The 14,632-nt window shown below is 41.8% G+C and carries 16 protein-coding genes; 1 reads left to right on the forward strand and 15 read right to left on the reverse strand.

Annotated features, from left to right (window positions below):
• The 15 genes from CWC30_RS06795 to CWC30_RS06865 all read right to left on the reverse strand — a co-directional run bounded on the left by CWC30_RS06795 (position 1) and on the right by CWC30_RS06865 (position 13,838).
• Positions 1 to 270 carry a flagellar biosynthetic protein FliQ gene (locus tag CWC30_RS06795; protein ID WP_010387922.1) on the reverse strand — a complete coding sequence of 90 codons (270 nt, stop codon included), beginning with the start codon at positions 268 to 270 and terminating at the stop codon, positions 1 to 3.
• Positions 271 to 311: 41 nt separating this feature from the next.
• Positions 312 to 1,052, reverse strand: coding sequence for a flagellar type III secretion system pore protein FliP (gene fliP / locus CWC30_RS06800; RefSeq protein ID WP_013465552.1), 741 nt, complete (start codon positions 1,050 to 1,052; stop codon positions 312 to 314).
• 4 nt (positions 1,053 to 1,056) lie between these two features.
• Positions 1,057 to 1,440, reverse strand: coding sequence for a flagellar biosynthetic protein FliO (gene fliO, locus CWC30_RS06805; RefSeq protein ID WP_024602027.1), 384 nt, complete (start codon positions 1,438 to 1,440; stop codon positions 1,057 to 1,059).
• Positions 1,437 to 1,835 (reverse strand): flagellar motor switch protein FliN, encoded by a 399-nt coding sequence (gene fliN / locus CWC30_RS06810; RefSeq protein ID WP_036981749.1) that lies wholly within the window; start codon positions 1,833 to 1,835, stop codon positions 1,437 to 1,439. Before fliN ends, fliO begins: the two co-directional genes overlap by 4 nt.
• Before the next feature lie 20 nt (positions 1,836 to 1,855).
• The gene (gene fliM, locus CWC30_RS06815) at positions 1,856 to 2,947 is read right to left on the reverse strand and encodes a flagellar motor switch protein FliM (RefSeq protein ID WP_036981747.1); all 1,092 of its coding nucleotides are present in this window, start codon (positions 2,945 to 2,947) and stop codon (positions 1,856 to 1,858) included.
• A gap of 9 nt (positions 2,948 to 2,956) precedes the next feature.
• Positions 2,957 to 3,484: a flagellar basal body-associated protein FliL gene (gene fliL / locus CWC30_RS06820; protein WP_036981745.1), complete on the reverse strand. Its 528-nt coding sequence runs from the start codon at positions 3,482 to 3,484 to the stop codon at positions 2,957 to 2,959.
• Positions 3,485 to 3,541: 57 nt separating this feature from the next.
• Positions 3,542 to 5,353: a flagellar hook-length control protein FliK gene (locus CWC30_RS06825; RefSeq protein WP_138626716.1), complete on the reverse strand. Its 1,812-nt coding sequence runs from the start codon at positions 5,351 to 5,353 to the stop codon at positions 3,542 to 3,544.
• 87 nt (positions 5,354 to 5,440) lie between these two features.
• Positions 5,441 to 5,887, reverse strand: a complete 447-nt coding sequence (gene fliJ, locus CWC30_RS06830) for a flagellar export protein FliJ (protein ID WP_008112186.1) — start codon at positions 5,885 to 5,887, stop codon at positions 5,441 to 5,443.
• Positions 5,887 to 7,221 (reverse strand): flagellar protein export ATPase FliI, encoded by a 1,335-nt coding sequence (fliI, locus tag CWC30_RS06835; protein ID WP_076920613.1) that lies wholly within the window; start codon positions 7,219 to 7,221, stop codon positions 5,887 to 5,889. Before fliI ends, fliJ begins: the two co-directional genes overlap by 1 nt.
• A 17-nt stretch (positions 7,222 to 7,238) precedes the next feature.
• Positions 7,239 to 8,042 carry a flagellar assembly protein FliH gene (gene fliH, locus CWC30_RS06840; RefSeq protein ID WP_036981737.1) on the reverse strand — a complete coding sequence of 268 codons (804 nt, stop codon included), beginning with the start codon at positions 8,040 to 8,042 and terminating at the stop codon, positions 7,239 to 7,241.
• A 3-nt stretch (positions 8,043 to 8,045) separates the two neighbouring features.
• Entirely contained in the window at positions 8,046 to 9,086 is a 1,041-nt protein-coding gene (gene fliG / locus CWC30_RS06845) for a flagellar motor switch protein FliG (protein ID WP_036981734.1), read from the reverse strand.
• Positions 9,079 to 10,794 carry a flagellar basal-body MS-ring/collar protein FliF gene (gene fliF / locus CWC30_RS06850; RefSeq protein ID WP_069438712.1) on the reverse strand — a complete coding sequence of 572 codons (1,716 nt, stop codon included), beginning with the start codon at positions 10,792 to 10,794 and terminating at the stop codon, positions 9,079 to 9,081. Before fliF ends, fliG begins: the two co-directional genes overlap by 8 nt.
• Before the next feature lie 20 nt (positions 10,795 to 10,814).
• Positions 10,815 to 11,147: a flagellar hook-basal body complex protein FliE gene (gene fliE / locus CWC30_RS06855; RefSeq protein ID WP_016899229.1), complete on the reverse strand. Its 333-nt coding sequence runs from the start codon at positions 11,145 to 11,147 to the stop codon at positions 10,815 to 10,817.
• A gap of 157 nt (positions 11,148 to 11,304) precedes the next feature.
• Positions 11,305 to 12,729, reverse strand: a complete 1,425-nt coding sequence (locus CWC30_RS06860; RefSeq protein WP_138626717.1) for a sigma-54-dependent transcriptional regulator — start codon at positions 12,727 to 12,729, stop codon at positions 11,305 to 11,307.
• Positions 12,726 to 13,838 (reverse strand): sensor histidine kinase, encoded by a 1,113-nt coding sequence (locus CWC30_RS06865; RefSeq protein WP_069438714.1) that lies wholly within the window; start codon positions 13,836 to 13,838, stop codon positions 12,726 to 12,728. Before CWC30_RS06865 ends, CWC30_RS06860 begins: the two co-directional genes overlap by 4 nt.
• Positions 13,839 to 13,967: 129 nt before the next feature.
• Here CWC30_RS06865 and CWC30_RS06870 point away from each other — a divergent pair, with 129 nt between their 5' ends.
• A complete protein-coding gene (locus CWC30_RS06870) occupies positions 13,968 to 14,570 on the forward strand; it encodes a DNA-3-methyladenine glycosylase I (protein WP_138626718.1) in 603 nt (200 codons plus the stop codon).
• The last annotated feature ends 62 nt before the right edge of the window (positions 14,571 to 14,632 follow it).

Genomic DNA, 14,632 nt, shown 5'->3' on the forward strand with positions numbered 1-14,632 from the left:
TTAACCTGCAATTTCGGGGATAAGCAGCACTAAGCGATTAAAAAAGTCCATTAGCTCTTGAGTAAACCAATGTCCTCCCACAATCAGGGCACTGATGGTGATTAATAAACGCGGTAAAAAACTCAGTGTTTGTTCGTTAATTGAGGTTGCTGCCTGAAACACAGCCACAACCAACCCAATAATTAAGCCAGGTACCACAATGGCAGACACCAGCTTAATCACTAAAAATAGGGCTCCACTTAAAATATCAACAAATACTTCAGGTTCCATGGACGACTCCTAGTGTGGTTGGTTCAATGAAGAGTGCACAACTACGTACCCAAGCCAAAGCTTTTAGCGAGTGTACCCATCACCAAGCTCCACCCATCAACCAATACAAACAACATAATCTTAAACGGTAGCGACACAATCATGGGCGATAACATCATCATACCCATGGCCATCAATACCGATGCAACCACCAAATCGACAATCAAAAAGGGAATAAAAAACATAAAACCAATAATAAAAGCAGTTTGTAGCTCACTGGTCACAAACGCAGGAATAAGCACAACCATTGGCGTTGCTTCAGGCGAGTCAAGCTGATCGTAACCTGCTATTTTAGCAAAGGTTTCTAAATCTTTTATACGTACCTGTGAGAGCATAAACGCTTTCATTGGCTCTTTGGCTAAATCAAGTGCTTCAAGTGACGTTACTTGTTCACTTAAATACGGTTCGATAGCGCGCTCATTTATTTGCTCATAAATTGGCGCCATAATAAAAATACTTAAAAACAGCGACATACCTAGTAATACTTGGTTCGAAGGCGTTTGCTGCAAACCAATGGCTTGGCGCAAAATAGCTAAAACAACAATAATTCGAGTGAAAGAGGTCATCATGATAATGGCGGCTGGAATAAAGCTCATAGCCGTCATGATCGCCAACACTTGTAGCGTCACTGAGTAGTCTTGGGTGCCATCGGCATTAGTGGTGATCGTCAGCGCGTCAATCCCCTCGGCATTGACCCCTGGGACGAACACCATGGCAAATAGGAAAAGCAGCCATTTAGTCATAATATTAGTTCTTTTTATTTTGATTAAGTTGCGGATTCAACATTTTGCCAAACCGCTTCGCTAATTCTGGTAACTCTTTTTCTGTTAGGGGTGTTTCTAACTTGTGTAGATAATTAATACTGTGTGGAGTAACCCCTAATAGGTGCTGTGCATTATCTATTTCAACCACCATTAAGCGCTCACGTGATCCCAACGGAAGACTGCGGATCACTTTAAACTCATCGTTATTGGTTAAATTTGGATTGAGCTTTTTTACAAAAAAAGCCAACACTAAAATTAACACCACAACCATACCCAAAGATAACACCATGGATACGATATCTGTGGTCGGTGTTGCAGCATCGGTTGCTGCAAACACCGAATTGCTTAAACTAGCTAGTGCTATCATCGCAACTTTTTGATCCGTTCAACCTGGCTAATTACATCCGTTAAACGAATACCGAACTTATCGTTCACCACAACCACTTCGCCATGCGCAATCAAAGTACCATTAACTAAAACGTCAAGCGGTTCTCCGGCAACCCTGTCAAGCTCAACGACCGAACCTTGGTTAAGTTGTAATAAATTACGAATATTAATTTTAGAACGCCCTACTTCCATAGAAATAGTAACGGGAATATCTAAAATAGTATCGAGTTTACGTTTTTCTTCACCGCTGAGTTCATGCTTTGAATCATCAAGCTCATCAAGCTCGGTTACTTTGACCTCAGAACTATCGTCAGTGCCTTCAGCTTCAGCAAGTGCTGCGGCCCATTCGTCCATTGTATCTTGATCATCGCTCATACTTTTAACCTTTTAATCAATTACCAGTCTAAGTCTACACCGTTTGAAAGGTGTAAATCATCTTCTAGTTCTGCTAATTCTGCATCTGAATCAATTTTTTTGCCGCCTTTGGTAAAGACATGCAGCTCAGATTTAACTGAATCAGGGCGTTTAATTTTTTCACTAATTTGTAGCGCAACGTTATCGCGTGAACGACCCATTTTAGCTCTAAATGTAGGTAACTCTTCCACAAATACGGTAATATGCTCAGGCATTTCAACTGGAATTATATCCCCAGCTTTGAGCTCCATTATTTGTCTTAAGCTTAAATCAACTTCAAGTAGCTGGGTCGATAAATCGACTTCTACATCCATTATTTCGTCACGAAGCGCCTTACTCCAACGTAAATCGGTATCTTCAGTATCAGACTGAACACCCGCATCCAATAGCTCTCTGATAGGTTCGAGCATTGAATACGGCAGCGCAATATGGAAGTCACCACCACCGCCGTCAAGTTCAATGTGAAAAGAGCTTATAACCACTACTTCGGTTGGGCTAACAATATTAGCCATCGCAGGGTTTACCTCAGAATCGAGGTACTCGAACGACACATCCATCACCGGTGCCCATGCTTCTTTGTAATCTTCAAAGATTATTTTCAGCAGCATTTGTACGATTCGGCGTTCTGTTGGGGTAAATTCACGTCCTTCAATTTTGGCATGATAACGGCCATCGCCACCAAAGAAGTTGTCTACCAGTATAAATACTAAGCGTGCTTCCATGGTAATAAGGCCGGTGCCTTTTAATGGGCGAAAACGCACCATATTCAAACTCGTTGGTACAAACAAGGTATGTATGTACTCACCGAACTTGATCATTTGCACGCCGTTAATTGACACCTCAGCGGTGCGGCGCATCATGTTAAATAAGCTAATTCGCATATGACGGGCAAATCGCTCGTTAACAATTTCAAGTGTCGGCATGCGACCACGCACGATGCGATCTTGCGAAGAAAAGTCGTACTGAAGTGTACTTCCCTCACCATCTTCACCGTCGTGTATATCTTCCTCTTCGACTTCATCGACACCATGTAATAGCGCATCAATTTCGTCTTGGGATAATAAATCGCTCACACTGGCCCCTTATTGCATCACAAAGCTGGTAAATAGTACCCGCTCAATTACTTTGTTGCCTTCAACATTCATCATAGCGGCCTGTACTTTATCAAGTGCAGTAAAACGCAGTGTTTCTTTGCCTACACTGGTGCTAAGTTCATCAGCCGTTGTCATGGAAAATACACTCAGGAGTGTGCCTTCAATCAGTGGAATGTGTTTTTTAGCCGTTTCTTCATTACCATCGCCGCGCACTAATAATTGCACTTTAATCTGTACAATTCTATCGCGACTAGCCCCTGGCACATTAAAAATAAACGGTCTAGGCATAGCAACATATAAAGCACTGCCAATCGTTGCCGAAGAACTTGTTGGCGCAGCAGCTACCTCACCATTGGCAGCATCACCTGCAAGGGTTTCTACTGGCCCATCACCACCTGATAACAAAAAGTACCCTGCCACAGCGCCAACAATAAGTAATACAGCGGCAATAATTATTATGAGTTTGCTTTTACTTTTACTTACTTCTTCTATTTCTAAATTAGTATCTTCAGCCATTGTATTTCCTTTATTTGCAAAGGTATTTGCTTGTTTTAACTATTATAATAGCAGGACTTAGGCATAGTAATCTATTGATGATGACGTTTGTTGTCCAGAACCCTGTATTTGCTTATCTGGTTGCTCACTATTTGTCTCATCTGTAGAGCGATTATTGGCCATTTGCCCTTGTGCATCACCTTCTTGTTGCTGTGCTTGCTCACCTGAGGAATCACCGTAAGAAATACTGCTTTCACCTAGTTCTAAACCTTGCTGCATCAGCATTTCTCTAAGCCTAGGTAACGACTGCTCCAGCGCTTCTTTGGCTTGCTGGTTTTGCACTACAAAGTTGATTTGTGCTTGCTCAGCATCACTTCTAATACGAATTTGCATGCTGCCCATTTCTGGCGGATCTAGGCGAATTTCAGCTTCTTTATTATTAATACTTAACATTGAGCTAACCCGCTCTTGTAGCATTTTTGCCGCATCACTTTTAATAATGTTTAAAGCCTGTAACGTGGCAGGATCAATGCTTACTTGTTTCGCTTGTGCTGTACTTTGTAACTGTCCTGCTTGCAAGCTTTGCGCTTCAATAATAGCTTGTTCGTACCCTAAAGTATCGTATTTAGCGAGACTACTAAGCGACTGTTTGTCAAAGATATTAATGATCTGAGAGAAAATTAGTGCTGCACGCGGTGGCATTTGCTCAGCATTAGTGCCGCGCATGCTCTCTTTTTGTAATGCGTCTAACTGTTTGGCAAGCTCTTCAGGGTTATCAGCTACCGATTTTGAACTCTCTAATTTTAGCTCAGGTTTTACATTGGCTGATTCAGTACCAGTCTGTGCTTTTGCCGTTACTGCTCCCGCTAAAGCATTATTTGAAAATAGTGGCTTATCTTTGGCACTAAACAAGCTATCCGCGTTAATCGCGGTTTCTAAATCACTGATTACTCCTTTTAGTGAGGTAAGTTCTTTCGCTGATAAAGATTCATTTTTAACGTAACCCTGCAACTGATTGAGTAAGGCCTGTTTTTCTAGGGTAGTTAGCGTACTTATTTGTGCATTAATGATCTGCTGAGGTGTTTGCGGCTTCTCACTTTCACTCACATACTTACTGAGTAATAGCTTTAAATCCGCTAGGTTATCTTTATTAATTGGCTTGCTCATCGCATTAAGCTCAGTAGCTAATTCACCTTGCTGAGCAGGTGTTAAATTTGCCAATAATTTATCTGCTTTAATGGCATTATCATCTTTTGATAACAGCGCCAAAACGGAAGCATCTAGCGATGCTTTAATGTTCATAGTCTCGGTCGGCTTATCCGATGGTTTAGCAGCCGCGAGTTCATTTGTAACAGCCTCATACTGTCCGGTTGGGGCAGCTGTAGCTAAAGGTTTCGTGTCAAGCTGTGAAGACTCAGCTGCAGTTTTGCTTGCTGATTCAGAACCTACAGTCTTTTGTGACTGCACAATGACCGTATCATCAACAATTTCATCACTTGGTAAATTAATAACAATAGGTGCCAGCTTATCTTCAGGCTTAGCGTTTATTTTAACAGCGTCTTTGTCTATTAACTGCGCACCACCATGGGGGTTATTTTTTACTGAGGTATCGATGACTTGTGCCGCATTAATTTGCGCCAGCATATCTTCACCGCTCAAAGGCTTTTCTTCGCTACTTTGCCCTTTTAGATCGGATTGTTCATCTGCTGATTGTTTGTTTGGCGCTTTAGCTTGCGTACTGTGTGTTTCAGAAGCTTGGTTAGCAAGGGCTAATTGATCAAAAAAGCCAGCATCATTACTGCTATCTAGCTTTGTTTTATCACTGTCTTTTTTAACTAAGTATGAGTCTTGCTCAGATACCGCTAACATTGAAATATCATTTATCGCCATAAATCACCTAATAAAAGCGGCAACAGCCCACCGCACAATCCTAAAAATCATTGCTCTTGTAGAATATAAGCAATTAGCATGCCTACCTTATAGTGCTTTATGCCTTTGATAAAACTGATTAGAGGAAAATTCATCGAGCATTTTTTGCTCACTTTTAGCGGCCAACATATCCGCTTTTATCTGTTGTTTTTCAATTAACTTAGCAACCGCTTTTGCTTTTACTTGTTGCTTTAACCACAAGGTTTTACGCTGGCTAACCACCTGCTTTGCAGTGTTAACAGTGCTTGCTTGTTGACGTATCGCTTCTTCAATCTTAGCAATAAATGCATGATACTGACTAAATCCGGCACTTGATAAACCCGACTGCCCCTTAATATGAAGTTGCTGCGTGTATTCAAGTCGAAAGTCATTTAAACCCTGCAGCTTTTGCTGATTTACTTGCAAATTTTGATTAGCTTGCAAGTAGCTCATGCGTAACGTTTCTTCTTTTTCGTTTTCAAGCCTGAGCAACAAATGCAGTTTATTTTTTGCCATTATGCTTGTCCTAATAATTGCGCTAGCCCTTGAAGGCCATCATCATAGCTAATCACATCACGCATCCCTTGTTGTAAAAATGCGTTCACTCTTGGCATCATGTTTATTGCCTGATCGAGCATTTGATCACTGCCTTTTTGATAAGCGCCCAAGGTGATCATGTCTTTGTTCTGTTGATACATTGAATACACTTGCTTAAGCACCCGAGCTTGTTGCATGTGCGATTCAGACACCACTTGAGGCATAACTCGAGAAATCGATTTTTCTATGTCAATGGCAGGATAATGGCCGCTGTCGGCTAAATCACGCGATAAAACAATATGCCCGTCAAGTATGGCACGTGCAGCATCAGCAATCGGGTCTTGCATGTCATCGCCTTCACTCAGTACGGTAAAAAAGGCAGTAATAGAACCTTGCCCTTCCCCGCCGTTACCCGCTCTTTCCACCAGCGCAGGTAATTTAGCAAATACTGAAGGTGGGTAGCCTTTTGTTGCAGGGGGCTCACCCACAGCCAGCGCGATTTCACGCTGTGCCATAGCATAACGCGTCACCGAGTCGAGTAATAACAACACGTTTAAACCTTGATCTCGAAAATACTCTGCAATGGTTACCGCACTTTCGCAGCCTTTTAATCGCATTAATGGTGAGGCATCAGCGGGGGCTGCAACAACAACTGAACGTTTACGCCCTTCAACACCCAGTATTTCTTCAATAAATTCTTTTACTTCTCGACCACGCTCACCGACTAAACCCACCACAATCACATCGGCTTCACTGCCTCGGGTCATCATGCCTAATAATACTGATTTACCCACACCAGAGCCTGCAAATAAACCCATACGCTGACCTTGGCCTACCGTAATTACCGAGTTAATAGCCCGCACCCCCACATCCATAGGTTTACTAATGGGGCGCCGTGCCAGTGGGTTTATTGCATTTTGAGCAAATTTGAGTGTATGTTCTGCATTAATTTTACCTAAGCCATCTAAAGGTCTGCCTAAGCCGTCTACCACTCGACCAAGTAAACTCATGCCAACAGGCAAACCTGTGTCATTAACTTGGGGGATAACTCGCGCACCAGGCAGTACGCCTGAAATGTGGTCGTTAGGCATTAAATACAAAGTTTGATCGTTAAAACCAACAATTTCAGCGTCAACAAAGCCGTTCATTGTTTCAATTTTACATTGGCTGCCTACCGGAGCGCGCAAACCTTTGGCTTCCAGTGTTAAACCAACCACACGGGTTAAAACGCCCGCAACCGCAGGCGTTGGAATTTTAATATGCCGTTGGTATTGAGATAAGCGTTCGCTTAATGAAGTATCGCTCACAGACATGACACGCCAATAAAAAGTTAGATACCACTGTTATGCAAAAAGCTATCCAATGTTTCTTTGATACGGGTTTTCAAGGTCATATCTAAAGATGATAACGTTGTTTTAACTTCACAACCGCCCCGCTCTAGAGTGGGTTCTGCAATTAGTTGCCAATGATTATCTTCAATAGCTTGCTCACCATAACTGGTTTTTATTAGCGTTAAGTCATCTGGATGAAGATGAATTTTAACTTTCTGTTGTTCTGCATTGAGTGCATCAATACTTTTTTTCAAAGTATGTAAAATAATATCAGGTGATGTTTTTACTTCTTGATAAATAATCGCTTCACTGAGCATAGTGGCTAGCTGTACCAGCTGTCTTTCTGCTTGCTCGTCCACTTTTTTAAGCGGGTCGCTTAAACTATCTAGTAAGCCACGCAGGCTGCTCAACTGCTCATCAATTAATGGTTTAACGTCTTCTTGGCCTTGTGTTTTACCCAGCTCTACACCTTCTTTGTAACCCGCCTCTTTACCCTCAGTTACGCCTTTGTCAAAGCCATCTATATAGCCTTGTTCGTGCCCTTGTTTAAGGCCTTCTTCGTAGGCATCTTGGCGAATACGCTCCAGCTCTACCATAGTTAATGAAGGCAGCTCTGGTTCTTCCGGTTCTTCTACTTGTTCTTTTGCTATTTCTTTACGGTATAGCTCGGCTAAGGGTGTGCCATAAGCTGTAGAGCGATTGCGAAAGCTACGCTCATCGGGAGAAACATCAGGAATTGGCCAATTTTTTAATAACTCATCAGCTTCATCTGCATGTAATGGGCGACCTTTAGAGTGACTCATAGATTATAAGAACTCCTCACCACCGCCACCACCAAGCATAATTTCACCTGAATCAGAAAGGCGACGTGCTGTTGATAAAATTTCTTTTTGCGCCGCTTCTACTTCACTAATGCGCACAGGAGCCATAGCTTCTAAATCATCAGCGAGCATTTCAGCGGCACGTTTTGACATGTTACCCAAAATTTTCTCTTTAAGGGCATCGTCGGTCCCTTTAATGGCTTTCATTAATACATCTTGCGGCACTTCACGCAGGATTGCTTGAATGCCTCTGTTGTCTACATCCATTAAGTTTTCGAAGACAAACATTAAATCTTGAATTTGTTGCGACATTTCTTCGTCATGCTCACGGATAGAATCCATTAACTGCCCTTCAACATTGGTATCGAGGTAGTTCATAATATCTGCAGCCGCTTTTAAGCCCCCCATCTTCGCAGCTTGTGCGCCTGCTTGACCAGCAAATTGTTTTTCCATAATTTCGTTTAATTCTTGTAAAGCTGCTGGTTGTACTTCTTCTAAATTGGCAATACGCATGGTTAAATCTAGGCGCACTTTTTCAGTAAATTGCGCTAAAATTTCAGCTGATTGTTCAGGCTCTAAATAAGAAAGCACAATTGTTTGAATTTGCGGATGCTCATTACGAATAATATTAGCTACCTGCTTTGAGTCCATCCATTTCAATGAATCAAGACCTTTAGCGCCTGAGCCCATAACAATTTGGTCTATTAAGCTGGCGGCTTTATCTTCACCTAATGCAGCAGTAAGTGCTTTTTTGATAAAATCTTCAGACTGAAAACCTATCGTACTAAAGCTCTGAATTTGTTCAATAAATAAATTATGAACTGCGCTAATTTTAGCTTGCGACAAATCATCGATTGCCGCCATAGCCATACCTACCTTTTGCACTTGTTTTGGCTCTAAGTGCTTTAGGATTTGCGCTGCATCTTCTTCAGATAAGCTCAGCAATAATATCGCCGCTTTATCTACACCATCGAGCTTATCAACATCAAACGCCGCTGGTAGTTGTTTTTGTTCTTGATCAGTCATCTTCTGTTAACCACGCTTTCACTACTTGTGATGATAGTTCTGGTTCATTGGCTACAAGCGCACGAACCGCTTTGAGCAAGTCTTCGTCGCCATGTAGGTCTGGTAAGCGTAGTGTACCATCGCTAGAGAAGCCAACAGAAGCAGAATCAAAGTCATTATTTAGCATATCTAATGTGCTGTCACCAAGGTCAACACCTGAACTAAGAGAGTCTTCATCGTATTCTTCAAGTGTATTATCTGGGTAAATTAAGCGTTTAAGCATAGGTTTAACAACAGCTAATATCAGTACAATAATAACCAGCGCACCTAACACTAAGCGCAACATTTTCATAAACCAGTCTTGTTCCCATAAAGGCAATTCAAAATCAAGCGCTGAGTCTTCACGAACAAATGGTACGGTTACTACTTCAAGAGCATCACCCCGTTGCATATCAAAGCCTACGCCACCTTGTAACAAGCGACGAATATTTGACAAAGCTTCTACCGAGCGTGGCGTCATAGTTGTTTCACCATTTTCACCCACCGTAGGCAGGTAATCAACCGCTACAGACACACTGATTCTGCGGATCACACCGGTTTGCTGACGCTTATGTGAAATAGTGGTATCGAGTTCATAGTTACGAGTGGCTTCTTTGTGAGTTCTACTCGGTGAGGTTGCAGTGCCTGCACCGCCCGCCATCGCATCTTCAGGAATAGTTGAGTTAACTGGTGGCTGATTAGTCAGCGCGCCTGGAATACCAACCGCTAGACCACCAATATTATTTTCTTCAAAGGTTGTTTCACTTCTTACCGCAGGTAAGTCTGGGTTGTAACGTTTTTGTGTTTCTTCTACCGCACTAAAGTCCATACTTAAATCTACTTGTGCGGTGTAATTACCTAATCCAACCACGGGGATCAAAATACTGTCGATTTTTTCTAGGTATTCTTGCTCACGTTTACGTTCAATATCGTATTCTTTACGTGAGCGTGCAGCTAAAGAGGTTTGCGAGCCTGAATTTAATAAACGACCATTTTGATCGGTCACAGTAACGCGCGAAGGCTCAAGCCCTTGTACTGCTGAAGCTATCATATCAACAACCGAGTCAACTTCTTCGCCATCTAGAGAGCGACCGCGTTTAAGAGTAAGTACAACAGTCGCAGAGGGTTTTTTCTCTCTACGGGCAAATACATTTTCTTTGGGAATCGCTAACAATACTTTGGCGCGAGTAACATTATTTAGCTCTTCTATAGTACGGGCAAGTTGTTGCTCACGGCCATGTTTAAGGCGCTCACGTTCTAAACGTTGGCTTACCCCAAACCCCATGTCTTGCATAATAATGTCGCTACCTGATGTAGGCCCTTGATCTAAACCTTCACGGGTCATCAATAACTTGATATTTTGATATTCAGTTTCATCCACCGAGACCACATTGCCATCAAGTTGGTAGTCAATTTTTTGTGCATCTAAAAAGTCGAGTGTTTCTATTAACTCTTCAGTTTGCATTTTACCTAAAGGGCGCATATCTGGCTGACGAGCCCAAATAATAACGAAAATAGCAATGGCTAAACAAATAGCTAATGCAACAATCAGGGTAATTTGACGTAAAACATCAACACCGCCAAGGGCACTGAAATAGCCTGATTTTTGCTCTTGTTGATCTTCGTTTTCACTTTGCTCCATCATGCCATCAGCAAGTGCCAGATCTGTAGATTGATTAGATTGCGCCACTATAATTCTCCACTACCTAGTTAAACAGGCATATTCATAATTTCTTTATAAGATTCAACAAGCTTATTACGAACCTGTACCGTAGCTTCAAATGCCACAGAAGACTTTTGCGAAGCAATCATAGCCTCGGCAAGTGATACGCTTCTGTCGCCATTCTCTACCGCTTTTACTTTTTGCCCTGTGTCTTGCTGAAGTTCATGCACTGTATTAAGGGCATTACTCAACATGTCACCAAACTGTGCTGTAGAGGTTGATTGCACTTGCGTTGGCAAGTTATTAACTTGATTACTACGTGTGGCCTCTGCAGCCATTGATTGCATTTCTTGAAATAAAGCACTGTTTTGAATTTTCATAATTGTCTCTGATAATGCAGTAAACTCTTAAAGAGAATAAAGCACAAAACATGCCAAAAATTAAAACCAATTAAAACAATGCTTTAAGTAAAATAATTAAGCAGTCAGAGTTTTGACAGCCCTAAATTCAAGTGATTGAACTTAGGGCTTATGGGGGTTATGCTGGGAGGGAAATACCTAAATCGCGCATTTGTGCTAATTTGTAACGCAAAGTACGTGGGCTAATACCTAAGGTTTCGGCTACTTCTTTACGCTTTCCTTGACAGCGTGCCAAGGTTTCTAAAATTATGCGATGTTCTTTATCTTTAAGCTCATCTTTGTAACTGCCGGTATCGACGGCTAACAAATCATTTTTTTGCTCATCTACAGGCGCTGCTTTTTCATCATAATAAGCGTTACTGAGACTACTTTTTACAGGCTCAATGTCAGCTTTAGTTTCTGCTACAAAATGCGTTGGGGCTAGATTTTCGATAAAAATAGCATGTTCATCAATACTATTTCCACTGCGTAAAATTAATGCTCGTTGAATAACGTTATCTAGTTCGCGTACGTTACCGGGCCAACTATGGCTAAGCAGTTTTTGCTCTGCACTGCTATCTAAATACGCCATTGGCTCTTTGCTTTTACTTAAGTGACGTTCAATCAAATGTTTAGCCAACACAATAATGTCCCCTGGGCGCTCACACAGTGGTCGCCACAGCAGTGGGAAAACATTGAGTCGATAGTATAAATCTTCGCGGAACTGGTTTTCAGCAACCGCTTCTTTTAACTCTCGGTTACTTGTGGCAAGCACACGTACATCCAGTGCAATGGTTTTACGACCACCTAAACGCTCAACTTCACGCTCTTGTAGTACACGTAACAGCTTGGCTTGCAGGCCTAAATCCATTTCGGTAATTTCATCAAGTAAAATAGTACCGCCCTGTGCTTGTTCAAACTTACCAGGGCAAGCTTGAATAGCACCGGTAAACGCGCCTTTTTCGTAGCCAAATAAAGTGGCTTCGAGCATATTTTCAGGAATAGCCGCACAGTTAATCGCAACAAACGGTTCATTACAGCGTTTTGATTTATCATGAATATAACGCGCCAGTACTTCTTTACCAGAGCCACTTGGGCCAAGCACCATCACACTGGCATCTGATCGAGCAACTTTATTAGCAAGTTCGAGTAATTGAATACTACTAGGGTCGGCGACAATGGGCCCGTCTGTTTCTTTTTCTTTTTCTGGTAAGTAACGACTCACCATATTCAATAGTACTTCTGGTGCAAATGGCTTAGCCATATAATCAATCGCGCCTAAACGCATTGCCTCTACAGCATCATCAATAGTGGCGTAGGCCGTCATCATTAGTACGGGTAAATCAGGGTAATTTAATTTAATACTACGTAATAAATCCAAGCCGCTCATTGCGCCCATTTGTACATCACTGACCACCAATGAAAATACTTCTTTTTTTAGTAGCACCATGGCTTGCTCGGCACTATTGGCGGCCATACAGGCTATACCTGACATTTCAAGCGTATCAATTAATGCTTCACGAAGTCCGGCGTCATCTTCTACAACTAAAATAGTGTTACTCATTGTGACTCCCCTAATTTAGATGTGACACTAATAGGTAGCAACATACTAAAAATTGCTCCCCCTTGTGGGTTGTTGTTTGCTTCAACACGTCCCTGATGTGCACTGGCCACTGAACTTACAACGGCAAGTCCTAAACCAGTACCTTGGCTTTTAGTGGTATAAAAGGGTTCAAATATTTTTTCACTTTGAGCTAAATCAAGCCCAGGGCCGTTATCACTAACACTAATGCGGACATAATCAGGGTCTTGCGTATCACGCAAAGCACTAAGATGTACTTGTGCACCACTGCCAATGACTTGAATACTATTATGAATTAGGTTTTGAATTGCGCTTGCCAATGCTGTTTTGTTACCCATAATTTCAATATCGGGTTCAGGTAAGCTCACATTTAATTCGCTATCATTGAGCGCTACCATAGCATCGGCACCGGCTTTAACTTCACTTAGTAGCTGTTGCATCGACACTTGCTCAACCACTTGCTGATCACCACTTTTAGCAAATAACAGCATGTCGTTTACTTGGGTTTCTAAATCTTTTAAACGTGACATTAATTTAGTATGAAAACTGCCGCGAGACGCTTCGGGTAAGCGTTTTGAGCCTAAATTTGCGGCATACAACATAGCCGCTGATAACGGTGTGCGTACTTGATGAGCTAAAGACGCCACCATTTTACCTAAGGCACTTAAACGCTGCATATGCGCGACTCGCTTTTGTAAGCGTCGGGTTTCGGTTAAATCGGTCATTAATATAAGTTGCCCAGGCTCTGGCGCAAGTGCAGTAATATCGAGCTTTATTAAGCGTCCATCTTTTAACGACACTTCATGACCATCATCTTGATGAGGACGAAATGAGCGCTGAATAACGCTAAACCACTTCTCTCCTTCTAATGGCTCGCCGAGCATATCGATAGCTATTTGGTTTGCCTTAGCGATCATTCCTTTACCATCGAGTACAATCACGCCCGCAGGCATGGTATCAACCAGATGAGAGAGCCAACTTGCTTGTTGACGCAAATCACTCAACTCACCAACATACTCCTCTTGCAGTAAACATGGGTTATACTGATTAGCAGAAATAAACTGAGGTTTTAGCACACTTGCAAGGGCCATAATCAACTCTCTAAAATAATGTAGATACACTGGCTAATGCACAATATGTACCAAAATTATTTCATAATAATATCAACAATTTAAATAGTTAAAATACGTGCCGTAAAAATGACGCGCTAAGGAATAAGCATGAAAGAAGAAGCTCAGTGTCGCTGTCCATGGTTAGATACTTCAAAACCAGACTATGTGGCTTATCATGACCATGAATGGGGCGTACCTGTGTATGACGATCACCTACTTTTTGAGTTTTTAACGTTAGAATCGGCACAAGCAGGGTTAAGTTGGTACACCATATTAAAAAAGCGCGCTAATTATAAAAACGCCTTTGCAAACTTTGATGTAAATAAAGTAGCGGCCTTTACTGAGCAGGACCTAGAAACATTAATGCAAAATGAGGGAATTGTTCGCAACCGCTTAAAAATAGCCGCAGCAATTAATAATGCAAAGTGCTTTATTGATATTCAAAAAGAGTTTGGCAGCTTTAGTGATTACCAGTGGCGGTTTGTTGGCAATAAACCTCAGGTAAACGATTTAGAAACACTGGCCGACTACCCTGCAGTTACTGAAGCATCAACGTTATTTGCAAAAGATTTAAAAAAGCGCGGTTTTAAGTTTTTAGGCCCAACCACAGTGTATGCCTACATGCAGGCGTGCGGTATGGTTAACGATCATAGTAATAATTGTTTTAGGAAAGAAGAAGTTAAAAAGTTAGGGTTAAAGGTTAAAGGTTAAAGGTTAAAGGTTAAAGGTTAAGCAAATAGCATAACTTTAGGCTTTTTAGTTTTAACCCTTTA

This window comes from Pseudoalteromonas sp. S4741, assembly GCF_005886135.1.
GTDB lineage: Bacteria > Pseudomonadota > Gammaproteobacteria > Enterobacterales > Alteromonadaceae > Pseudoalteromonas > Pseudoalteromonas tetraodonis.